General features: G+C 50.7%; 21 protein-coding genes. 7 read left to right on the forward strand and 14 right to left on the reverse strand.

The genetic code is table 11. The annotated features are described in order from the left end of the window. Window positions 1-1,154, reverse strand: a 1,154-nt coding sequence (locus Q0Y46_RS09805) for an alpha-amylase family glycosyl hydrolase (protein WP_297947015.1), incomplete at its 3' end; no start/stop codon positions are given. Between the two features lie 79 nt (window positions 1,155-1,233). Here Q0Y46_RS09805 and Q0Y46_RS09810 point away from each other — a divergent pair. From Q0Y46_RS09810 to Q0Y46_RS09835, 6 genes are all read left to right on the forward strand, one after another. Further along, window positions 1,234-1,605, forward strand: a complete 372-nt coding sequence (locus Q0Y46_RS09810; protein WP_295684372.1) for a c-type cytochrome — start codon at window positions 1,234-1,236, stop codon at window positions 1,603-1,605. A gap of 10 nt (window positions 1,606-1,615) precedes the next feature. After that, a complete protein-coding gene (locus Q0Y46_RS09815; protein WP_297947018.1) occupies window positions 1,616-2,140 on the forward strand; it encodes a cytochrome c3 family protein in 525 nt (174 codons plus the stop codon). Window positions 2,141-2,151: 11 nt separating this feature from the next. Then, entirely contained in the window at window positions 2,152-3,021 is an 870-nt protein-coding gene (locus tag Q0Y46_RS09820; protein ID WP_297947020.1) for a 4Fe-4S dicluster domain-containing protein, read from the forward strand. Further along, a complete protein-coding gene (locus tag Q0Y46_RS09825) occupies window positions 3,021-4,778 on the forward strand; it encodes a c-type cytochrome (RefSeq protein WP_297947022.1) in 1,758 nt (585 codons plus the stop codon). The genes Q0Y46_RS09820 and Q0Y46_RS09825 overlap by 1 nt, the downstream gene beginning before the upstream one ends. Further along, complete coding sequence (locus Q0Y46_RS09830) at window positions 4,775-5,221, forward strand: hypothetical protein (protein WP_297947024.1); 447 nt, start codon at window positions 4,775-4,777, stop codon at window positions 5,219-5,221. The genes Q0Y46_RS09825 and Q0Y46_RS09830 overlap by 4 nt, the downstream gene beginning before the upstream one ends. Window positions 5,222-5,485: 264 nt before the next feature. Continuing rightward, a complete protein-coding gene (locus Q0Y46_RS09835; protein WP_297947026.1) occupies window positions 5,486-6,088 on the forward strand; it encodes a hypothetical protein in 603 nt (200 codons plus the stop codon). A gap of 27 nt (window positions 6,089-6,115) precedes the next feature. Here the strand turns inward: Q0Y46_RS09835 and Q0Y46_RS09840 are convergent, their stop codons facing one another. The 6 genes from Q0Y46_RS09840 to Q0Y46_RS09865 form a co-directional block, all read right to left on the reverse strand. Continuing rightward, window positions 6,116-6,703 carry an L-threonylcarbamoyladenylate synthase gene (locus Q0Y46_RS09840; RefSeq protein WP_297947028.1) on the reverse strand — a complete coding sequence of 196 codons (588 nt, stop codon included), beginning with the start codon at window positions 6,701-6,703 and terminating at the stop codon, window positions 6,116-6,118. A 45-nt stretch (window positions 6,704-6,748) separates the two neighbouring features. Next, window positions 6,749-7,198 (reverse strand): YraN family protein, encoded by a 450-nt coding sequence (locus Q0Y46_RS09845; RefSeq protein WP_297947030.1) that lies wholly within the window; start codon window positions 7,196-7,198, stop codon window positions 6,749-6,751. An 86-nt stretch (window positions 7,199-7,284) separates the two neighbouring features. Next, window positions 7,285-8,787 carry a serine/threonine-protein kinase gene (locus tag Q0Y46_RS09850; RefSeq protein ID WP_297947032.1) on the reverse strand — a complete coding sequence of 501 codons (1,503 nt, stop codon included), beginning with the start codon at window positions 8,785-8,787 and terminating at the stop codon, window positions 7,285-7,287. Next, a complete protein-coding gene (locus Q0Y46_RS09855; RefSeq protein WP_297947034.1) occupies window positions 8,784-10,859 on the reverse strand; it encodes an ATP-binding cassette domain-containing protein in 2,076 nt (691 codons plus the stop codon). Before Q0Y46_RS09855 ends, Q0Y46_RS09850 begins: the two co-directional genes overlap by 4 nt. A gap of 12 nt (window positions 10,860-10,871) precedes the next feature. Beyond that, a complete protein-coding gene (locus tag Q0Y46_RS09860) occupies window positions 10,872-12,068 on the reverse strand; it encodes a pyridoxal phosphate-dependent aminotransferase (RefSeq protein ID WP_297947036.1) in 1,197 nt (398 codons plus the stop codon). Then, entirely contained in the window at window positions 12,046-14,406 is a 2,361-nt protein-coding gene (locus tag Q0Y46_RS09865) for an MMPL family transporter (protein ID WP_297947038.1), read from the reverse strand. Before Q0Y46_RS09865 ends, Q0Y46_RS09860 begins: the two co-directional genes overlap by 23 nt. A 140-nt stretch (window positions 14,407-14,546) precedes the next feature. Between Q0Y46_RS09865 and Q0Y46_RS09870 the strand changes: the two genes are divergently transcribed. Continuing rightward, window positions 14,547-16,037, forward strand: a complete 1,491-nt coding sequence (locus Q0Y46_RS09870; RefSeq protein ID WP_297947040.1) for a BamA/TamA family outer membrane protein — start codon at window positions 14,547-14,549, stop codon at window positions 16,035-16,037. Window positions 16,038-16,047: 10 nt separating this feature from the next. Here the strand turns inward: Q0Y46_RS09870 and Q0Y46_RS09875 are convergent, their stop codons facing one another. The 7 genes from Q0Y46_RS09875 to Q0Y46_RS09905 all read right to left on the reverse strand — a co-directional run bounded on the left by Q0Y46_RS09875 (window position 16,048) and on the right by Q0Y46_RS09905 (window position 22,428). Next, complete coding sequence (locus Q0Y46_RS09875; RefSeq protein WP_366522516.1) at window positions 16,048-16,584, reverse strand: TIGR01440 family protein; 537 nt, start codon at window positions 16,582-16,584, stop codon at window positions 16,048-16,050. A gap of 613 nt (window positions 16,585-17,197) precedes the next feature. Further along, the gene (locus Q0Y46_RS09880) at window positions 17,198-17,803 is read right to left on the reverse strand and encodes a hypothetical protein (protein ID WP_297947044.1); all 606 of its coding nucleotides are present in this window, start codon (window positions 17,801-17,803) and stop codon (window positions 17,198-17,200) included. Window positions 17,804-17,836: 33 nt separating this feature from the next. Continuing rightward, complete coding sequence (locus tag Q0Y46_RS09885; protein WP_297947046.1) at window positions 17,837-18,196, reverse strand: hypothetical protein; 360 nt, start codon at window positions 18,194-18,196, stop codon at window positions 17,837-17,839. 216 nt (window positions 18,197-18,412) lie between these two features. Next, a complete protein-coding gene (locus Q0Y46_RS09890; RefSeq protein WP_297947048.1) occupies window positions 18,413-18,895 on the reverse strand; it encodes a hypothetical protein in 483 nt (160 codons plus the stop codon). 191 nt (window positions 18,896-19,086) lie between these two features. After that, a complete protein-coding gene (locus Q0Y46_RS09895; RefSeq protein WP_297947050.1) occupies window positions 19,087-19,503 on the reverse strand; it encodes a hypothetical protein in 417 nt (138 codons plus the stop codon). 238 nt (window positions 19,504-19,741) lie between these two features. Then, window positions 19,742-21,595: a hypothetical protein gene (locus Q0Y46_RS09900; RefSeq protein ID WP_297947052.1), complete on the reverse strand. Its 1,854-nt coding sequence runs from the start codon at window positions 21,593-21,595 to the stop codon at window positions 19,742-19,744. A 224-nt stretch (window positions 21,596-21,819) separates the two neighbouring features. Beyond that, window positions 21,820-22,428 (reverse strand): TniB family NTP-binding protein, encoded by a 609-nt coding sequence (locus Q0Y46_RS09905; protein WP_297947054.1) that lies wholly within the window; start codon window positions 22,426-22,428, stop codon window positions 21,820-21,822. Window positions 22,429-22,515 lie beyond the last annotated feature (87 nt).

The raw sequence follows: 22,515 nt of genomic DNA on the forward strand, positions 1-22,515 counted from the left end.
GTGCCCCAGTGCGGGTGTTCGCCCTGGCGCGGGTCGGCGTGCTCGTAGCAGGCGGTGCCGTCAAAGCGGCCGAGTGCGTGCGCATCCTTGGGGAAATGCGCGGGGACCCAGTCGAGAATCACGCCGATTTCGGCCTGGTGGCACAGGTCCACGAAATGCCTGAACTGGTCGGGGGTGCCGTAGCGGCTGGTGGGGGAATAGTAGCCCGTCACCTGGTAGCCCCAGGATTCGTCGAGCGGGTGTTCGGCGAGCGGCAGGAATTCTACGTGGGTGTAGCCCATTTCTTTGAGGTAGGGGATGAGCCTTTCGGAGAGTTCGTCCCAGTTGAGGAAACGGTCGGGGTTGGCCGGGTCGCGGCGCCAGGAACCGGCGTGGACTTCGTAGATGTTCATGGGCGAGCCGAAAACCTTGGTTGCCCAGTGAGTCTTCATGTAAAGGTCGTCGCCCCATTCGTAGCCGTCGAGGTGCGTGGTGATGGAGGCGGTTGCCGGGCGGACTTCGCTGAGTTTCGCGAGCGGGTCCACTTTCACGTGGAGGTTTCCGTCGGCGCCGTGGACTTCGAAGCGGTAGAGTTCGCCTTCGCCGAGGTTCGGGATGAAGATTTCCCAGATGCCGGAACTGCCGAGCATGCGCATCTGGTGGCGACGTCCGTCCCAGCTGTTGAAACTGCCGACGACAGAAACGGCCTTGGCGTTGGGGGCCCATACGGCGAACTGCACGCCCTTGAAACCCTGGTGTTCTACGAGGTTCGCGCCGAGTTTGCGGTAGAGTTCGTAGTGCGTGCCCGTGGCGATGAGGTGCCTGTCGAATTCGGAGAGGACCGGCTGGAATGCGTACGGGTCGGTGAGCTTGTACTCGTTGCCGTCGTCCTGCTTGATGACGAGGTTGTAGAAGAAAGGCTTGAATTCGATGTCGAGGATGGCCTCGAAGAACCCGGTGTCGCCGAGCTTGACGAAATCGAACTCGATTTCGCCGTCGATGGATTCACCGCGGACGAATCTCGCTTGCGGCTGGTACGTGCGTATGGCGGTCTTGATACCCCGATCCGTCTCGAGCGGGTGGATGCCCAGCACGTCAAACGGGTCTTTGCAGTAAAAGTCCCAGATGGGGAGCATCTGCTCCCTAGTCAAGCTTGTAAAATCGGTCCATTCCATACGGCTCTCTCTCTTGTGTGTTTCTTTGTTAAAAATATAAATATATTTACATAGTATCCGAGTTTTCAAGGGAATTTCTTTGACAAAGGTATCAAGGACATACTGGCTGGTTCTCCTGCTCGCCTGCGGGATTTTTGCCGTGGACGTGTTCGTGCTGCCCGACGTGACGCCGGAACTCAAGTCCAGCGCATCCGAGTTCTTCAATAACGAGTGCAAGGGGTGTCACCGGTGGGCGCGCAAGTTCGCAGCCCCGCCCATGCGCGACAATGTGCAGCACTATGCCAGCGACCCCGCCGCGATGGTCGAATACCTTAAACACCCGACTCCGCAGCATCCGGACGAATGGCCCGCGATGGAAATTACTCCGCTGACGGAGGAGCAGGCGAAGATGATGACCGCCTGGCTTTTGTACATCCTCAAGAACCCGGACGATCCGGGGAGGCCGAAATAGGGATGGCGCCATGAAGTGGTCCCTTGTTGCCCTCGTTGCGCTTATGTGTGCCTTTTTCCTCGCGGATTTGTTGATGAACCGCGTCGCGGAACCGACGCGTCGCGGTGACGGTTCCGCCGTACCTTTTATGCACGCGATGCACGGGGATTCCATCGGGCTCTCGTGCAGCGCCTGCCATACGGGCGCTTATGCCGCTGCTAGGGCGTATCTGCCCTCCAAGGCGGAATGTATGGACTGCCACCGGTTGCCGCTTACCGAGAGCGCCGGTATCGAGGCGCTTGATTCGGCCTTGGCGAAGGCTCCGGAACATCCCTGGTCGAAGAAGTCCTCTTTGCCCGAACACGTGGTGTTCCACCACGGTGTCCACCATAGCGCCGGTGTGGCCTGTGCAGATTGCCACGGCACCGGCTATGGGGCGGACGTTTACGGGGGAGAGCGCTTTGACATGCGGACCTGCTTGGACTGCCACCGCGGAAAGACTTTCAAGGACAAGAATTTTAAGGCTGCGGTGTATTGCGCGGCGTGTCATCGGTAGGGATTATGGGAATGGATCGGCGTGAATTTATCAAGTGGTGTTCCTTGCTGGCCGTGGGCTCGATGCTCGGCGGTTGTCGCAAGCTGCCCTTTGTGGGTGATGCCGCGAAGAAGGATCTGCCCTCGCTCAAGATGTTCGAGGCCGAGGTCCGGCGTGCCATGTCGAAGCCTTCGCGAAGGATGGAACTGGTGCGCGTTCCGATGCCCGGCCGCCTGAAAACTCCGGGAGCGTCGTTAGAAAACCGATTTGGGATGGCTATTGACCTTGATGCCTGCGACGGATGCGGCAAGTGCATTTTGGCTTGCATCCAAGAAAACAACATCCCGCTAGTGACCGAAGACGAGGCCGCGAAGGGACGGTTCATGCACTGGATAGAGATGCGCGGCGGAGTGCCGTTCATGTGTGCCCATTGCGGGAATGCCCCTTGTGAACGGGCTTGCCCGACGGGGGCGGCGAACCATACGCCCGACGGCTTGAGTGCCATGATGTACAAGCGCTGCACCGGGAGCCGTTACTGTGGCGCGAACTGCCCGGAGCATGCGCGCAAGTTCAATTTTAACGATGCTGTGCAGCAGGGGCTTTCGCTGAAGTTCAACGACAAGGTACCCGTTCGCAGTAAGGGCGTCATGGAAAAATGTTCGCTCTGCTTGCACAGGTTGCAAGACGACCGCCTGGAAGTCAAGGCGGCTGGTGGTGTCTGGCGTGGTCGTGGCGTGAATACGGCTTGTGCCGAGGCCTGCCCCAAGAAAGCCATCGTATTCGGCAACTGGCTCGACCCGGATTCTCCACTCGTGAAGGTGGCGCGCCGCCGCGACTTGTACGCTCCGGCAGACCTTGCGGGCTTTGATCCCTCGATTGTCTACATGATGGGGGGTAAGTAGTGGTCCGCATCCTCTTCATCGTCTTCCTCTGCCTGCTTGCCCCGGGGCTTGTGTCCATGGGGTATTCGCTGTGGCAGGGGCCTGCGGCGTGGTCCGTGGATTCCGGCGTGTTCTGGGGCATGCCCATAAGTTTGTTTGTGTTCTGGATTGGCCTTGCCCACGCGGGAACGCTGATTTCGGCAATTTTCCTCGTTCTCGATGTCAAGATGGAACGTCGCACATCCATTCTCGCCGAACTTGCGACGCTGTGCGCGTTAGTCGTGGCGGTCATCTTCCCGTTGATGCACCTCGGTGTCATCCAGAATTTTTACATGGTTGCCCCGTACATGGAATCCCGCGGGAGCATGGCCAACGTGTGCTCCCCGCTGGTATGGGATTTCTGCTGCATTCTGGCTTACGGGCTCTTATCCGTTGTCTATCTAGTTGTCCATGTGCTTGCGGACAAGTCGGCTGTAGCGGCCTCGATTCACCGTCCCTTGGCTTGGCTCCTTTTCCCCATGGTCCTCTGGGTGCATACGATTGTGAGCCTTGATTTCGCGGCAACGTTTGTCCCGGCGTGGCGCGGTGCATTTTTCCCCATTTACTTTATCGTAGGGGCCGTGTTCTCGGGGCTTGCGATGGTGAACATCATGCTCTGTGCCGAGGGCTACCGGATGCGCCAACTGGAAAAGCTCATGCTGGTGGGCTCGTGGTTCTTGGGTGCGTTCCTGCTGTGGGACTTTGCTTTGAAGGGCAACTTGAGCGTCACGGTGCTCGTATTCGCGGTCTTGCTCCCGCAACTCATGTTCGTCTCTGTTGTTCGCGAGTCGACGTTGGGCCGTGTTTTGGTCTCGTCTTCTATCATTGTCGGGTTGCTCCTTGAACGCGTTTTCCTCGTCTTCCCGTCGGGCGTGGTGGGGTTCGGTTGGGTCGACCTAGGGTTGATTTGTTTTGGCTTCGGCCTGTTCGGTGTGATTTTCTTGGTGGCGCGTCTCAAGCTTTCCCGCGTTATTGAGGGCGAAGAAGTCTTGATGGGTGAAGTGGAAGACACCGTGCCGAAACGCCCTGCGACGGGCCGGTTCTCCTATTTTGCTCCGCTGACAACTCCCGAATTCAGAATGTTGCGGTTCCCGCTCTTGCTGGGGATTATCGCATGTACATTGTTCTTGGTTTGGGTCGTCGGTTGCTTGGAAGAGAACGGTATCGCATTCTCGGATGTGAATCTTGTTCCACTGACATGCCCCATCATTACGACCGTGGCCGGAATCGTACTTTGCCTGCGTCCGCTGGTGATGCACATCGGCAAAGTCGGCGGTGCTGTGATGGTTGCGTTGGCTGCTCTCTTGGGAGTCTTAGCTGGAATGGTTTACGGGGGTGTAACGTCGGTTCCGTCGGGTGCTGTGGTCAGCAGCACGGGGGATATGCTTGACGTTGGAACTTTGCCCGATTCTACATCCACATTGGATTCTGTGGCTGTAATCCACACGAAGGCTGTGTTCGAGGCGCGTTGCGCTGGGTGCCATGGTACCGATGGACGCCTGAACGAAAAGTTTGTCCGTGAATACTATCCGGTCCCGCAGAATTTGGACGTTTCCCGCATAGATGCCCTCGGGGAAGATTCATTGGTAAATGTTATCCTAAATGGCAGAACGAACATGAATCCCTATGCGGGGCGAATCAGCCCGCAGATGGCTCGTGGCTTGATTCGTTACATGCGACTGCTTGCGGAAACTCCCGCAGCAGACAATACTACACGGAACGAGGGAGGTGACGAATGACTCCCTTGATGTCTTCCCTTGCGTGTGTGATGGCCTTGGCCCAGGCATTTTTCCTGTGGCGCGGAAAAATGCACATTCTTAAAGAAGGTCTGTTGCTGTTTGGGTTCTTCTGCATTTCGTGTGTGTTTACTTTACTTGTAGGTTCGCCGGACGATCCGCAGATTGAACACTATCCGCTGCGCATGCTTGCTCTGTGCCTATGTTTCTCGACCACGTCGTTGCCGCGCTACCGCAGGCGTTATCTAGTAATGGCGCAGGCGTTTTGGCTCTGGGTGGAACTGTTCGGCGGCATTGCGCTTGCCTACCGTGGTATCGAATTCGCGTGGGCCCGCTCTCTGGCTATATTCCTGCTGTGTTGCTGCAGTACGCTGCTTTCCCGGATTTCGAAAGAAATGGAATTCTGCCTGATGGTATTCTGGATTGCCATCTGGATATTGTTCTAAACTTAGGTGAGTTTTTTAATTAATCATAAGAAACCCTATTTTTTTGGACGTTCCAAACGGAATTGTTCAAGTACTTGACGGAAAGTTCAAAAGTGTCTAAATTCAGTAAAGAAGAATTCGAGGCTTACCAGAAAGTGTATCACGAAAAATGGGACCATAACGTCATGGTGAAGGTTTTCGGCTTCACCATAGAAGAAATCGCTAAGCTTTAGCCTCCAATGCGTACAAATGTACGCTTTCTAGCAATTTTGTATATATTATGACATGATGGGAAATCTTTTGATAAAAAAAAGGATATTTCTGCTATGTGCAATCCTGCTTCTTTCGGGGTGTTTTTTCCCTTGTTTAAATAGAAGTTTTGGTGCGGATGAAGGGGATAGACAGACTCCGGTCATCGATAATTGGGTGGCATATTTTTGGATCCATAGTAAGGATTATTGTTCAAGATCGGATTCAGCCTCTTGTGAAGTTATGCTCGTGATAGATGGAAAGTATCTGGATGAAGATTCTTTAAAAAATGTAGCGGTACATTTTGATTCGTTATACTTGGAGTTCGGGGAACGTGTGTATAAGCGTATAAACGAAGATAGTAGCTTTAGTCATGCTGAAAAACCAATTTGGAGATATAAACACCCACCTCCTGTGCGTCATGATGCCAAATATTTTTCCATAGTTAATTCTAAATCTCGAGAAACAATGCGGTGGCCATTAATTCCCAAAGAGGTCAAGGCTGTTGACGTAACGCTTTTCGTGTCGTTTATGTATCCTAATGATGGCCATATTGAATCGGTAATGGTAAGAAAGAGACTATACGAGAGAAAAGTCTTAGTCTTTGCATCCTATGATAACTGGAAAGACCTTGAATAAGAAAACGGGGCAACCACGAAAGAGTTTTTATTGCAGTTCTCCGCGGAGCACTTCGATGTCGCCGTTGACGAGGCTCACGATATTCGTCGGGTTGATTTCGATATTGCCGCAGTCCACCATCATGTCGACGGAATGTTGGAAAGTCTTCCAGAGTTCGTCTACTTCGTAGATGTCCTCCTCGCTTAGCTTTGCTGCTGTGCTCAGGATGGGCTTGTCAAAGTGCTGGAATAGTTCTTTGAAGAAGGGGTGCGTGGGCATACGGATGCCGATTTCGGGGCGCTTGACGTCGAGCCGCCTTGCGATGTGCGGGGCCGCCGGCAAGATGAACGTGTACGGGCCCGGGACGCGGGGCTTCATGATGTTGAATGCGAAGTTGTCGATGCGGGCGTAGTCCGTCGCTGCACGGATGTCGGGGACGATGAGCGCCATGAAGAACTTCTTCATCGGCTTTTTGAGGGCATAAAGCTTGTGGATTGCCTTCGGGGATTCCGCGCTGCACCCAATGGCGTAGCCAGACTCGGTCGGGTAGAGGACAAGGGCATCGTCTTCGAGCGCTGCTGCGGCAAGCTTGACGATGCGGGCTTGCGGGTTGTCTGGATGTACTTCAAATCGCATGCTGGAAATGTAGCAAAAAGATGGTGAAAACCCTAGGGTTCGCCACTAGCACTTCGGGATGACTTGCGAGCATTCGAATGCGTTTTTGAAGTGTTCGAACTGCAATGGTCGATGGTAGGCTCTCGTGCTCAAGACATCGAAGCGGCAGGGCTGATCGAATCCTTTGGGGGCGACGTCTTTGCGCGTGTACAAAAAATGACATGCCGTCTGCCATATTTTGTATTGCTTCTTGGCGTTCACTCTCGCTGCTGGGTTCCCTTGCTGGTTGTTCCAGACTGATTTGACTTCGACGAAGACGATGGTTTCCCCTTCGCGGGCAACGATGTCGAGCTCTCCGCCGCGGTAGGCGTAGTTGCGGGCGAGGATTTCGTAGCCTTCGCGCTTCAGGTGTTCTGCAGCAAGCGTTTCGATGTAATTGCCTTTGGGCTTGTTCTGCTGCTTGCCTGTTGTTGTCCCGTTTGCGCCATATTGTGCGCTGTACGTCGAGTAGTTCATGTGTCCTCCTTTTTAAAAAGAAGGAACGTGCGGATTTCGCACGTTCCTCAATAAGATTGTCGTGAGCGCTTTGCGCCCGGTTTACATTACAGTTCCATGCCGAACAGCCGGATTTCCGAGATAGCGAAGTCGTTGCTTTCGGCTTCGAATACGTCATCGAGATAGACCTTGATTTCGCTTGTCTCTATAGCCTGAATGTTCGGGTATTGCACGCCTTTGATATTTTCAAGTTTGATTTTCTGCTTGAATCCGTTGTTTGTTTCGATGGTGAGCGTTCGTGGTTTTTTGAATATGCGGAAGCGGTCGCCGTACGGGTCATCGACGGATTTCTGGTAACCGGTTGCGATGCCGAAATGGGTGACGAGTACGGGGCTGTCAAAGAACAGCGTGAGAATCGGGTTTTGCGGTTTTTGCGGCATGGTGTAGAGCCATGCGGTGCGCAGGTCGCCGTCTTCTAAGTTCGAAAGTGGGTAACCTTTGGTCTCGTCGCCTTCCATGCTAGTTTGCTCGAAGTTGCCGAGAGCCTCCGACCATTCGAGTTGCTGCATCATGTTGCTTGGCTTGTGCGTGAACATGAGCAGCACAAGGAGGATGATGATAAGCGGGAACAGCGAGAGCGCAATGGCTGTGAGCTTGAGGCGAATCTTGTTCGCTTGCGAAGGGAATCTCGTGGCCGCGTCGGCGAATGAACGCTTGCCGAAGCGTAAAAGTGACTGCTTTTTCGGAAATGCCGATGTGGAACCGTCTTTTTGCGGGAATACCAAATCGCAGGCATCCAGAAATTCCTGCATGTCGTGGAAACGTTCGTTGAGCTTTTTCTTGAGGCACTTGAGAATGAGTTCGGCAAGTCCCGGCGGCATGTCGGGCCGGAACTGTCGCGGGTCGGGGGGCAGTTCCTGCACGTGCTTGAGCGCGATTTCGATGGGGCGATTCCCGTTGAAGGGCAACTTGCCACATGTCATTTCGTACAAGATAACGCCCATGCTGTAAATGTCGGACTGGATGGTGACTTCGTCGCCGTGGCACTGCTCTGGGCTCATGTACTCCGGCGTTCCCATCGTCATGCCCGTCTTGGTGAGGTGTTCCTTTTCCATCTCTTGGATGTACGAGATGCCGAAATCCATGATGTACACGCGGTTGTCGTGCGTAATCATGATGTTCGAGGGTTTCACGTCGCGGTGGATGATGTTCTTGGAGTGCGCGTAGAGCAGACCTCTTGCAATCTGCTTGATGATGATTTCAATGGCTTCAAACGGGAGCTTGTTCTGCTTTTCGAGAATGTCGGCGAGCGAAATTCCCTTGACGTAGGTCATCGCGATGAACAACTGTCCGTTCTGTTCTCCGAAATCGAACACATGGACGACGTTCTGGTGGTCCATCTCCTTCATGGCCTGGGCTTCGAGGTAGAAACGCTGGATGGCTTCGTTGTCGGAGGACTTGTCCAAAACCTTGAGCGCGACTTCGCGTTTCAGCTTTTTGTCGAGCGCCTTATAGACGCAGCCCATGCCGCCCTTGCCGAGCGTGTCGAGGATGTCGTAGTTCTCGTTGAACGGACGGGGTGCTTTTCCGTCCTGTGCAGATGCTTTCATTTCGCTCTCTTAGAGTAAGTGAGAATCAGTATGGCTATAATATAAAAACCCGCGGCCAAGGCGAGTGGCGCGACGATGTTCAGGATGTCGTCTTTGCGTTCGAGAAACACGTTGAGTAGGGATGCCTGGTTGTAGCGCGACCAGATGACGGCAGAAAGAGCCCTGCCGATTTGTTGCATTTGGTCGAGAGGGACGAGTGCTCCGGCGAGTGCCACTTGTGGAATGATGAGAAGGGGGAGGAATGCGTTCGCTTGCCCAGCGTTTTTGGCGAGGGAACTCACCATGATGCCGATAGCGACCGCAGGGGCGACGGTACAAGCGAATGCAGCGGTCACGAGCGCCACGGAGGGTTGCGTTGCGAGCCGGAATGCACAACATGCGTAGGTTATGCCGATTTGCAGGAGTGCTGCGATAAAAGGGAGCCCCATCTTGGCAGAAACGACTGCGAAAATGCCGGAACCTTTGCGGAATTCACTGGCAAGAATCTTCTTTTCTTGGACAATTTCGCGGATAGAAAGCGAAAGAGCGAACCAGTTGGCACAAAGGATGAGCGCGAAGGCGGCAATCCCGAGCGGGGTCTGCTTGGAGAAAATTTGCGAAAGCAGGAACCCGATGATGACCGGCTGCAAGAGCATTGCTGCGAGCTTACCTTTGTCGCGGGCCCACTGCTTGGCAGAAAGCCCGAGCGTGTAGAAGAATGAGGCGGGGCGTTTGGTGCGCGGGAAGTAGTAATGCGAGTAGTGCGTGGCTTCGGCGCTTGAAAGTTTTGTCCCGGATTTTTCCCAGCGATCGTTTGTTTCGTCGTCCAGGTTGTTCAAAATTTCTTCGGCATCGTTTGTCTTGAAATATTGGAAAGCGCCTTGCGTGGTGCCGAAGAATCCCTGACGGCCCCTGTGCAAAAGCAGGACCTTGTTCGCGATGCGCAACGCCTCGTAGCTGTGTGTCGTGAGGATGACGGTGTGGCCGAGGAACGCGAGTTGCTTGAGGTGGTTGCAGAGAATCTTGGAGTTGTAGGGATCAAGGCCGGAAAGTGGCTCGTCGAGCAGGATAAGCCCCGGGGTTCCCATGAGTTCCTGGGCGAGGGCGGCGCGGCGGGTCTCGCCGCCGCTGAGCGTCGCGACACGGTTATCGAGTCGCGCGCTCAGCCCGAAAAGTTCTGCGAACTTTTCGAGCCGCCCTTGGGCCTTTTCTCGGAAATCCTTCTTGTCCATCGAAACGCGTCCCCCGTTTACGAGCGTCTCGCGGACGGTCAGGTCTTTGCGGAGTTCCGGGTCTTGCGGGAGTATCGCAATCCTCTGCCTTACGTCTTTATTCCTGTAGTCAATTCCGCCGATACGCACTTCCGAGCCCTTTTGTGCCCGATGCAAGCCTTCGAGCAGGCGGAGCAGTGTTGACTTCCCTTGTCCGGATTGCCCGATGATGGCGAGAATTTCACCGGCGGGTAAATCGAAGTTGATATCCTTGAGCAGTGTCTTTTTGCCGGCGCGGACTTCGAGGTCCTTCACGTGAACATCGTAGCCAACGGGCGCTTTTTGTGAATAAAGTATTCCATCCCTGTACGAGATGTCGCTCCAGGGAAAACGCACATGTTCGCCGTTCTTGAGCGTAATGCGCTTGAGCCTTTTTCCAGACTCGTCGGTGACGGAGTGGGGCAGGAGGAGTTCCCCTTTGCTGTCTGCTACGCGCACCTTCGTCTTTTCAAAACGGTTCTCGCTCTCGCCGAGAGGGACCGTTTCCCAATTTTCCGAGAGTTGTGCTTGCAACGGGATATCGTTCAGTTCCAGCACGATGAGCGAAAGACGCCCGTCCTTCATGATGGCGCGGAGCTGGTGCGGCCCGATGTGGATGACGTCGCCGTCGTTGATTTCGGCCTCGTCAATCGGGGCGTCGTTCAGTTCGGTGATGCTATTCTGCGTGAGGTTCTTGAGGAACCATTTGCCTTCGCAGTATTCAATGACGGCATGCTGGCGCGAGACGAGCATATCCTGGATGCACAGGGAATTTTCCTGCTTGCGCCCGATGGTGAACGGGACTTCCGGATCCGGGTATGCAATCTGGAACGCTTCGGTCATGTGCGCTCCGTGCTATTTCAGGGATTGCAGTCCGCGTTTGAATCTTTCGCAAGCCTGTTGCAGTGTGCTGTCGCTAGCCGCATAGGAGAAACGGACACAGTTGTCGTCGCCGAATGCTGCGCCGGGCACGATGGCGAGCCCCTCGGATTCGAGGAGATAGGAGCAGAGTTCGACGGAACCGCCGATAACCTTGCCACTCGCTGTGGACTTGCCGTAGAACGCGCTCACGGGGGCGAACAGGTAGAATGCGCCCTCCGGGGGGCGTACCGGTTCGGGCACGATTTCGCTGACCTGAGAGACCATGTAGTCCCTGCGGCGCTTGAAGGCGGCGAGCATTTCGTTTACGTGGCTCTTGTTCATCTGCAGTGCGCCTAGTGCCGCGTACTGCGCGACGTTGCTCGGATGGTGCGTCGCCTGTCCTTGGATTTTTCCGATAATCTTCGCGATGGGGGCGGGTGCCGCGTCGTAGCCAATGCGCCAGCCGGTCATGCAGTGCGACTTGGAAAAACCGTTCACGACGATGGTGCGTTCCGGCATGCCGGGGAATGCGGCGGCGGAGCAAAATTCTGTGTTGTAGACAAAGTATTCGTACACTTCGTCCGAGATGCAGTAGATGTCTTTTTCAACGATGACTTCGGCGAGCCCAGCCAGTTCCTGCTTTGTGTACGTGGCTCCGGTCGGGTTACACGGATTGTTCAGGATGATGGCCTTGGTCTTGCCGGTGCAGGCGTTGCGCAGGGCCTCGGGACTGAGTTTGAACCCGCTTTCGATAGTCGTGTTTACGATGACGGGGGTACCACCGAGCCATTTGACAAGTTCGGGGTAGGTGACCCAGTAAGGGGAGGGAATGATGATTTCGTCGCCTGGGTTGATGAGTGCTGCGAGCGCGTTGAATATGGCGTGCTTTGCACCGCTAGTCATGATGATTTGCGACGGTTCGTATTCAATGGCGTTTTCGGTGCGGAGCTTGTTTGCCACGGCTTCGCGGACTTCGAGAATGCCCACGGGGGCGGTATAGCGTGTCTTGCCGTCGTTTATGGCCTTGCATGCGGCTTCGCGGATAGGTTCCGGTGTCGGGAAGTCCGGTTCCCCGGCACCTAGGCTTACGACGTCCTTGCCATCGGCGATCATTTGTTTTGCCATCGTGTCGATGGCGACGGTGAGGGAGGCGGCTATGTTTTGCGTTCTAGTGGAAATGGGCTTTGTCATAAATCTTTTTTTTCTTGCGAATTCTGTAATTGTCAAGTGCTCCGGCAATTAGCGGGAATATGGTGAGCTGGGCTGCGAAAATGCAGAGAAGCCCGATAAGCGAGAGAACTCCAATGCTCCGGAGCCCTGGGTGCGAAGAGATGAGAAGCCCGTAGGTTCCCACGAGGCATGCCATCTGAGAAATCACGATTCCTGTGAACTTGCGCTGGAGTACGATAAGTGCAGTGCCGCCTTGTTTCTCGTAGAATGAGGCCCAGAGTTGCAGTGAACCGTCGACGCTTGCGCCGATGAGGAACACGAAGGCGATGGCGCTGTATATGGAAATCTCGATGTTCAAGAACTTGAGGGCAATGAGAAGCCAGCTCATGGCAAAGCATGAGGGGAGGACCGTGAATGTCGCTCGGCTTAAGTTGTTGTAGAATACCAGGAGCAAGAAGCACACGATGATGCTGCCGAAGATAATGGACTTGTACAGGTTTGGGAAAATCTTGTCTAAAATCGTCGCTCGGAGAATCGGCGTGCCGCTCATTTTCAGGGAACCATCGATGACACCATCAAAATTCTTGAGGTCCTTTACAAGACGGCGGCATTCCAGGCCGTTGTTGGGGTCGATGTTGGGGAAGATGAATGCGAATACGCCAAGGTTCCCTTCGGTGTCGCTGAATTTCTGACGCAGAGCTTGCGTGAATTCTGTCTCTTCAAAGGATTGTACGTTGAGGCTTTGGACTATGCGCTGGATTGTCGTCTTTTCTGATGGAGCGAGATTCTCGATGACGATGTTGTCCGAAATCATCGATTCCAGCTTTTCCAATTTTTTCCGCTTTTCGGGTTGCAAAGTCGGAGAAATCTGTGAAAGGGTGAGAATCTTGTCGATGGTTTTTGCGAGGCCCTTTTTCTTGAGCCGTTGGAAATTGTTTACCAGCGAGTCGCCTGCTATGGCGTTGGGGAGCTGTACGATGATGGGGTCGTACTGCGGGAATTCTGTCTGCGTGACGAGTGAATCGGCTATGGATTTCTTGTGTTGCAGTTCGGTCCGGCTGAAATCGTAGAACACGCGAAGGCTTGTCCCGCCAAAGAACAGCGCGACAAGGCTTACGACGATGACGGCGATGAGCATGATGGAGTTTGTCTTGAACGACACCAACGTGAAGCGGTACTTGTATTTGAAATTGAATTTTGGAATTTTGAAGGGACGTTTTTTCTGGAGCAAACGGAGAAGTGTAGCGACGAGCGTGGAGCAGATTCCCCAGTTCAAGAGGCTTCCGATGGCTCCTAGTACACCGAGTTCTTTGATTCCCGCCAGCGGGATAAACGAGAGCCCTGCAAAAATCAGTGCCATCATCAGTGCCGATGCCGCAGTGGAAGGGCCAATTCCGAGGATGGCGCTCTCAATGCAGAGATCAGGACTCAGGTTGTGGGCGCGTTCCTTGAAATAACGGGTGAGGATGTGCGTGATGGTTTGACTGGCAAGCCCAGGCAGGAACAGCACGAGCGCGAGCGAGAACAAGTTGATTCGGCCGTAGAGAATCTGGGCGATGGAGAGTACGAATAGTAGCGGAATGGCGATGGGGATTGCCGAGACGAGAATTAATTGCGGTTGCTTGCGGAAATTGATGATAAGGAGAATCAGGATGAGAACCGCCATGATCTTGCCCGCATTCTTTGCTTCGGGAAGAATGGCTCGCCCGGTTTGGATGACATCGTAGACCTTGCCCGTGTAGTACACGTCAATTCCCTTTGAACCCACCGTGTTCCCGATGCAGCGTTTGACTGTGGAAACAAGTTCGCGGCTGGCATAGAGATCCGCTATTGAATGGGTCGGGTAAATGTCGATGATGCGTATGGTTCCGTCGCTGTTGGAATGGCTGCGCTTGAGTTTGTCAAAGTATTTTTGTTCGATGTCTTCCAAGTGGAAGTTTGCGAATGCGCTTGCTGCTGTGTCGCCTTGTACTTGGGAACTGTCCTGGGCTACAGATTGTGCGTGGTTGGAGTCCGATAGATCAACGAAAAGAGGGTTGTACTTGAGTATGTGGGTGCTACGCAGCGTCTCGACCCGGTTGATAATCGTGTCGAGGTCGTCGTTGTTGATGTAGAAGAACTTGTATTTCTCGTAGAAGTTAATGTCTGTCTCGAACTCGACAAAATGGATGAGATCCTTGTACGTCATGAGCTGGTTCGCGACGTTCTTTGCCAAGGTGTAGTTGGCGAGGCTATCTGCTGACTGGAGTACGACCGTAAGGCTCCCGAGCCCGCCGAAAGACTTCTCGATAGATTCAAGGTCTTGGCTAACCGTGTCTTCCTTTTCCAAGATGTCCTGGAGCTGCAATTCCCATCTCAAGTTCGAGATGAAATACGGGCAGATACAAAGGAAAAGAATCGTTAATGCTATGACGGCTTTGGGAAATCTCGATAGATGTCGAATAGTTTTTGCGAGAAAAGAAAACATCGATAATAATATAATTATAAATTGTATCGGAAATGTTTTGTTTTTTTGGCAAATTTGACTTCTTGCGCATGTTGAAGATGGGCCCCTTGGTTCTCTCGCTGGCGGTATATGCTGCTATGCCCGTTTTTGCCGAAGAAGCCGATAAAACGGAAAATGTGGCGGCGGACTCAACAGACGATTCTAACCCGCTCTCTTGGTTCTTTGACAACATGGTCCAGCCAGTTTTCAATGCGGCGATTTGGCCTGTATCTCAGCCGTTACATTACGCATTTGATAATGGTGTCTTTGAAACGTTCCAGGACCTCATTACGTTTGGTGAAAACCGCAATATCTTTATTTATCCCGCATTCAATTTTAGACCGGGTTCGTCGACGCTAATCGGGTTCAACTATCGCCATCGCAACGTAATCCTGGGTCAAGATTACTATGTCCTTAGTTCAAATTTTTACGCCAACGGGGATATCTCTTTTGATACGCACTACAGCAAGAGCGGTATATGGGGGACGCCGCTTTCTTGGGAGGTGAAATATGCGCTGGAATTGAATCGCGATGCCAAGTTTACGAGGCCCAGTTCGTGGGACCCTTATGTGCAGCCAGACTCCACTTACAAGATTGATGGAAATATCGGCTTCCCCTTGAATTCGTCTAGAACGCTTTCCATGCGTTTTAATTTTGGGTATAGGTATATTGACGCAAGTGTTCCTAATATTGCCGAAGACACAATCTATGTCGGGGATGATTTCTGGATTCAGGACAGGGGCCTTTACCAGAAGCATGGTCAATATCCGCTAGGCTTGTCGTTTACTTTTAACAACCTGGATTTCCCTTATGTTCCATCTAGGGGCTTCCGAATCCTTTTGAGTGGCAATTACAATATTGTTAAAAAATATAGTGGAGTTCGTTATCGTTCACTTGGTCTAGAAGGGGACTACGAAGACGAAGTTATGGAAGATAACGGAGCAAATCATGACTACATCAATGGTGAATTCGTAATACAACGTTATTTCTATTTGGGCAAGGCTCGGCAGTACGTGATGTCGGCAAGTGAAGGGCGCCAGAACAGGAAGTTCTACACGGACTTTTCGTTAGACGAGGCGGCGCGCGTATGGAACCCTGAAAACATGAAGGAAAACCTGTTTGAACGCCGTGTGATTGCGCTGCAGTACAGGCTTCTTACCATCCATGAGATGGAGGAAGGCAATGCTCCGTTTAATGCGTATCCGGTCCTGAACGCCCGCTATCCGTTGCGTGGCTACGGAGCCTTCCTTATGTCGAAAAATATAATGGGCCTAAGTGCGGAATATCGCTGGCCTGTAGATCGCTATGTGGATGGCGTTATCTTTGACGAGTATGTTCTTTATTCCGAAGAGATTGACGATTGGTCTTTTGGAAGGTTCTTGAATTCTTGGGGCTTCGGTGTTCGCGTGCGGCGGCCGGACATGTATTTCTTCCGAATCCAGTTCGGGTTCCACGGACTCCAAGGAATCCAGATGGTGATGACTGTCGCTCCGGAATTCAGATAGATTATCTAGGCTAAAAATTTGGGTAGCCGTCCTTGAGGGACTCGTCGTAATGGGCGCGTTCGCCGCCGATGAATTTCGGGCGCGTGCGCGCTGCAATCAGGATTGCCTTGCCGATATGCGTTAGCTGCATGTGAACAGGTACCGCGACTTCTTTCAGGTGCATGCCGATGAGTGTACCGCCGATATCTAATCCGGCGTCTGCCTTGATATGTTCAATGGCGACAGGTTGTTCAAAAGCGCTATAGCAGGCGGTGGCGAACGAGCCGCCGGCCTTGGGTTGCGGTACCACGTTCACGATTTCGGCGTTCGGTACGGCCTTGTGCTCGACGATGATGGCTCGGTTCAAGTGCTCGCAGCACTGCGCCGCGATGTAGATGCCGAGCGGCTTGAAAACGGACTGCAAACCTTCGAAAATGGCCTTGCCGACTTCGGGCACGGAGTGGCTGCCGATGTCGTTTCCGAGCGTGGAACTCGTGCTGCAACCGATGACTACGATATTGCCCGCCGTAAGGCGCGCCTTTTCCACAAGTTCCTTAGCGGCGTTCATCGCGTCGTTACGAATCTGTTCGACAACGTTCTTGTCGTCTATTTCGTATGTAATGCCTGCCAACTTTCTACTGCCTACCGTCTACTGTCTACTGTCTACTGTCTACTGCGGCGAAGCCGTGTACCTTTGTAACCTTCGTTCCAACATGTGTAATCGTTCGTTCCAACCAGGTTTGCACCCTTCGTTTGCAACTTTGTTTTCAACGTCATCCCGAACCATCGTTGCCAGCTCGTTGCAAAAAGAAGGCCCCTTTGGTTCTAACAATCGCTTCAAACCCTGTTGTAATCTGGGCTAGAGCCTGGTTGCAAACCTTGTTTCAAACCCTGTTTCAAACCCGTTGCAAACAAAAAAAACACCGAGATTGACTCTCGGTGTTCGCAAACTTGGTTTGGAACCGTGGTTCACACAAAGTGGAACGGGCGGTGCAAAGTTACATAGAGAGTTTTCTTTCGAAGCTCAATATACCTTTTTGACGAAACTTAAGCAAGTAGAAAACTCACAAAAATATTGGTTTATGATGTAAAATTGAGAAAACCCTTCCCAACAGGGACATCCACATGGATATTGCCGCTGGGGTAGATTTTGGTTGATTCAACGCTTTAGAACGACTGCCTTATCCACACGTGGACCGTCCTTGATGATTCGTACGGCAGTGTTTTTTTTTGCGATGGGATTTTTTTTGTTGGTCTTCAAACCGTTTTCTGGTCTCGTCCTCAATCAACTGCATCATCTCTGGGAATAGTTTTTCTGCATATATTTCGGCGATGTGTTCGAGTTTGATTACTTCTTCTTTAGCAGCATCATCCATCTCCAAATTCCAATAATTCTCTGCGTAGCAGCAATATTCATAAGTCCATGAATGAACGATTCCATCACGGATTGCATCTTCAAGGGTGGATTCATTTACGTCTTTAACACCTTCAATCATATCCTTGACTGTTTCAACAAAAATTCGTGGGTTATCGCATTGTTCGAGCGTTGGGTAGCCTGCACAATTTAGGATTGCATTTCTTTTGGTTCCCGTTGCTGAAATTGGTCCGAATTGTGCTTCGCATAGTACGTCGCTTATGAGTCCATCGCAAGCATCTTCGTCGGATAGTATTTTGATGATTTTTTTCTTCACGTCATTGACAACGGCTATTTTCTGGAGGTCGATATCGTGGCTAAATTCTTCTGAATAGGTTTCGGCGATGTGTTCTATTTTTTCTTGGTTTTTCATAGTTTTTTCCTTTTGTTTTTTGGTTCACTAGGTTTATTCTGGTTGGTGAATAGACCCAACCTTTTTAATTTTCGTTGGCCTTGAGAGTTTGGCGTCTAATTCGATAGGCTTATAGACATCCGTTCGATATCCTTGATATCCTTTTAAGTAGGTGTTCACTCTGGCTTCGAATTGTAAGATGTCACCCTGTTTAAGATTGGCCTGGCAAAATCCTTTTGTTAGATTAAACCATAGATGGTCTGTAATTTTATCGCCATCGGTATCACGTATGTCGGTTAACAACACTGTTGTTTCCGTTCGCCCTTTCCAGCCACGTTTCATGCCGAAACGTTCAAAGACACCTTTAAAAGTGAGGCGTTCTTCAGAGCCAATGTTCATTAGTTCAGTTCTCATATTTTATATCCTTTTTTGTGTGTTTGGGTAAGAGTCCCCTATAGGGCTATCTTGTGGACAGTCCTTGGTTGAGCCCTTGTGGGGCGCTTTTTGATTGATGTACAGTCCTAGGTCACAAAGACCTCGTGTGGAATAAGGCCATCATAGGCCATTCCTTCCATACGGGAGAAGATGTTGCGGAAGCGTTTTTCAAGATTGTTCTTTGCGGTTTCTCCTTTAGTTGATAACAGTTTTCTGGTCAAGTTCCTGAGCATATTTGATGGCTTCATATTCACTGAGAGATACACCCCATGTTACAAGTATTTCCTCCATAGGTATACGGAGCCATGACTGTAAAGAGTCTACGAGCGCACGGTGTTTCCATGCGTCATGTATGTCACACCATGTATTGTCTTTCTGCATGTAACGGTATGCATGGCGGAAGAAACCGCACGTTTCGCATTCTGGACGCTTCCATTCCTTGATTGTCTCGAATGCTCCGTAAAGAATTGATTCAAGGGAATCGCCTTTGTCAATTAAATCAGGGTCATTCTCGGAAAGTGCTTCGATGTTTACATGTTCACGCCAGTACTTGTCATGTTCAGCATCATAGAAGAGGACGCCAAGAACCCTGATTTCCTTTACCGCCGAGAAAAAGTTATCCATCGTTAGACTTCTTGCTGCTTCCTCTATTTCTTTTTCTGTAATTTTTCTTTTCATGGTTTGCTCCTTTTTAATTTAAGTCTCACGGTTCTCATGTTCAGATTCCCATTTTTCGTACTTTTTTTGATTGGTTATTCTATAATTGTTGTTGACATGCATTGTCAATGACAAATTTTTGCCTGAATAAAGACGACTTGGGCTGGCCTTGTCGTCTATTTCAATCGACTATAGGTTTTAACAATTAAATGCTAACATAACTCAATATTGAACCCCTGAGATTTGATTTCATTCACGGTTTCGAGAACGAGTCCATACTCTTCACGAGCATTACCTACGAAACCTTTTTTTATGCCGATATCTAAGGCGATGCTGGTATTTTTCGTTTTACCTAGTCCATGGATAATAAAATCGTATTTATGGTGGTCTTTCCGTTCGTTCATTCCCAGACGCCGAACAAATAGTTGATGCTTGTCAACAATATCCTTGATTGTGCTGTATTGAGAGGTTAGAACATCGTCCACGTCCATTTGGGAGAATTGCTCTTGAATCCACTCAGACAAGCCCCTGGTCATCTGGATGTATTCTAGCTGTGGACGTAGTTCAGGCGGCAAACTGAAGGAACAGGTGATAGCAATGCGTCTTCTTGGTTTAGTAGTCTTTCCCATTGTATGTAACCTCAAGCGATAACTATAATATAACAAATTTTGTCAATGACAACAAGTGGTTTTGACAAAAAAGTTGTTTTTTTTTCAAAATGCCCCCAAATGACATCCATGAGGGGGTTATTACCCAAAGCGAGTGGTTTTTCGTACGTATGGCGGAAATACAGTAGTTAAAACCTGTTTTGGGTCTCTGGAGGGGTCGTTTTCCCTCCATGTCGCCTTAGCTAGTGTGTGTAGCTTCTTACGCCTTGCTAGGCGCCTTTTGCGGGGGTTTCATCAGCAAAGGGACCTTACACATGTTTCGCCTTGTTCTGGGCCTATGGGCTTGTTTTTGGGCGATTCCGGCCTTCCTCCATAAACCGTTGAAAACGGCTTTTGAAATTCTCCATTTTGCATTTGCAGCCTTGAAACATTCTTCTTTGGTAGAAGAATCGGAACTGCATAGCTGCTCAAATTCGCTGATGTTTATATCCCAATTCGGGACGATTCGTTTGTCCATTCTCATCAGTGAGGTAGATAGCGCCTTGGTCATTTCTTCCGTTGTGGCGACAAAGAGCCAATGATAAACTTTTTGGGCTATCCAGGTAAAGTCCATTGGGTTTCGCTCATCAGCTCCAGAAAGCTCCGTTGTCCTTTGGACAATCCAGTTGACTTGCCTGATGATTCCGTCATAGGATAGCGTAGAATCTGTGTCTAAATCAATGTCGAAATAGGTTGCCAATGCACGGGCGTTGTAGCACAGAGCTATGATTTGAAGGTCAACTCTCTTGTGCCTTGCCCCAACCTTGATTGGTCTTTGCAAGTTTTGATTCAGGTAAATGTTGCCCCAGTGGGCTATTGGGTAACTTGCTTCCCGAGGCAAATTCCTTTTATCTACGATTTCCATAAGAATCCTTGATGAGGACATCAGAATAAAAGGGGCGTCAGAATACTTTTCCCGTTTACTAAACCATGTTTTGAAGTCAGCTGTATCTTGCTGCTGTTTAATATGTGTGAGGGGGGAGGGAGGAGGGAGTTCGGCATCCACAGGGGGATTATAGGGAGGATTTACTTGCGGGTTCGCTTTGGGGTTGTCGTAGTTTTCTTCTAGGGAAATTTCTGCTATATCTTGCTGCTGTTTAATATGTGTGAGGGGGGGCTTGGGGAAGGAGAGGAGAGGCTCGACGGTTACGCATTCAGCTAATCCCTTGAAAATGGAGGGGAAATCGTTCAATGTGTACACAAGGCCGATTTCTCTTTCTGCCTGGTATGCGAGGTGAAAGCGTTCGGGGTATTTGTCTAGAAGGGCTGAGTTAAGGACCGAAAACGTTTTCTGCGTCACGTAGGCGGCCTGGGGGTCCCAGGCGGTTTCAAGGGCGTATTTATCATCGTATGTTAGGGGGAGACCCTCCTCCAGTTTCTTTCTTGCTTCTTTGGCTGTGTTTATAACCTCGTGGCCAAATATGTAGCCTGTCTCTTCGGTGACTTTTTGTCTCAAGGTTTCGTTGTCGTAGTTGAAAGGGGCTGTTTTTAGGAATACATGGAACTTAGTCTTGCCGTTGATGTCTTCCGCCACAAATCGCCCGATGTTGTCGCCAAATTCTTCGATATACTCCTCTTCATAATAAAAAACAGTTTCATTAGAGGATGATTCAATGACGAAACATGTATTCGCATTGTCATAATCGCATTTCTTGAGTTCAGCGCCCGTTTGAATGCCCAAATCATCGAAATCTACAAGAATAAAGTTTGATGGGTGGTAGTTTTCACCAGTTTCTTCATTCCTATACCACCATCTGTTCCTCATCCAGGTCAGACCGTAATCAGAAAGAAGTAACATAAGCTCAAAGAATCGATAAACGTTCCCCTTGAAGTGGACCTTGTAAATCTTTGAAGAACCGTTCTTCTTTAACTTAGGAGTATGCGAAATGAATCTGTTCACGTACTTGTGGAACTTGCCATCCTTGTCAGTGTAGCCCTTCTGGAACTTTGTGAACTTTTTTGTGGGGCAAGCATTGAAAACGATGAGTTCTTCCTCGAAAACGGGGATAGGTGGAGGAGGTGGGGGGCAGTAGTTGAGGTCAAGGTGCTGGGTCATGTTTTGGTTCATATTCATAGTAAACATCCTTCCGAAAAGCATTCGGAGTTATATCCCCCCATGGGAGTTCCCGACTTCCATGAGGGGTCTTGTTTTTCCCAATAAAAGTACGCTTTTTGAAGGCTACTCTAACATTTTTTTTTTAGAAGCCCTGTTTTGATGCAAAAAAGTTGCCGTAAAGGCTCTTAAACCCCTGTTTTCGACCTCCAAAAGAAGAAAAAGGGAAGGTCTGGCCTATCCTTTCATTTCGACGGGAACGGCTGCGATTGCTTGCGAATTGCAGAGTCTGTCAAGGGAGGCGCCTGGGTAAAGAAGTCTAGGCATTCGTTTGTTCCTACGAGCAGAACAGATATGCAGCTTGTATTTATCAGTTGTAAAATCATCTGATAAAGCAATTTTCCTGACTTGCTTTCCACAATAAATTGTATTTCATCTATGATAAGAGTCCCCACATACAAATGGCAAATTTGGCAAACCATCCCAAGTATTTGCTGCGAGTTCATCTTGCTTTTTTCGCTACGTTCGTAGTAGTGTGTTTCCAGGATTTCGTCGATGCTAATGAGAATTTGGCATAGTAGGCCTTTATAGCTACAGTCGAATGGGCAAGATACCATCAGGACGGGGATTATCCTGTGAATGTTGTCGTCACTTTCGATGACTGGTCCAAGTAATTTGGTGGCGTATTGAATGGCCGAAGTTTTCCCAATTCCGCTGGAGCCAATGACCGTGCTGCTTGTGGCGCCTGTAATAACTCCCTGAAATTCACCACCGTGCGCCCACTTGTACGTGGCGTTTCTTTGCTTGATGGAATCGATGGACCCTTTTTGCTGGAGCGACATTGAGACCATCATATAGAGTTTCTGATAGATTTCAAAGGTCATTGAAGAGGGTATAAAGACCTTATAGATGTCTGTAAGCTTTAGCAGGCGTTCGCTTGC

This window comes from uncultured Fibrobacter sp. (assembly GCF_947305105.1).
GTDB lineage: Bacteria > Fibrobacterota > Fibrobacteria > Fibrobacterales > Fibrobacteraceae > Fibrobacter.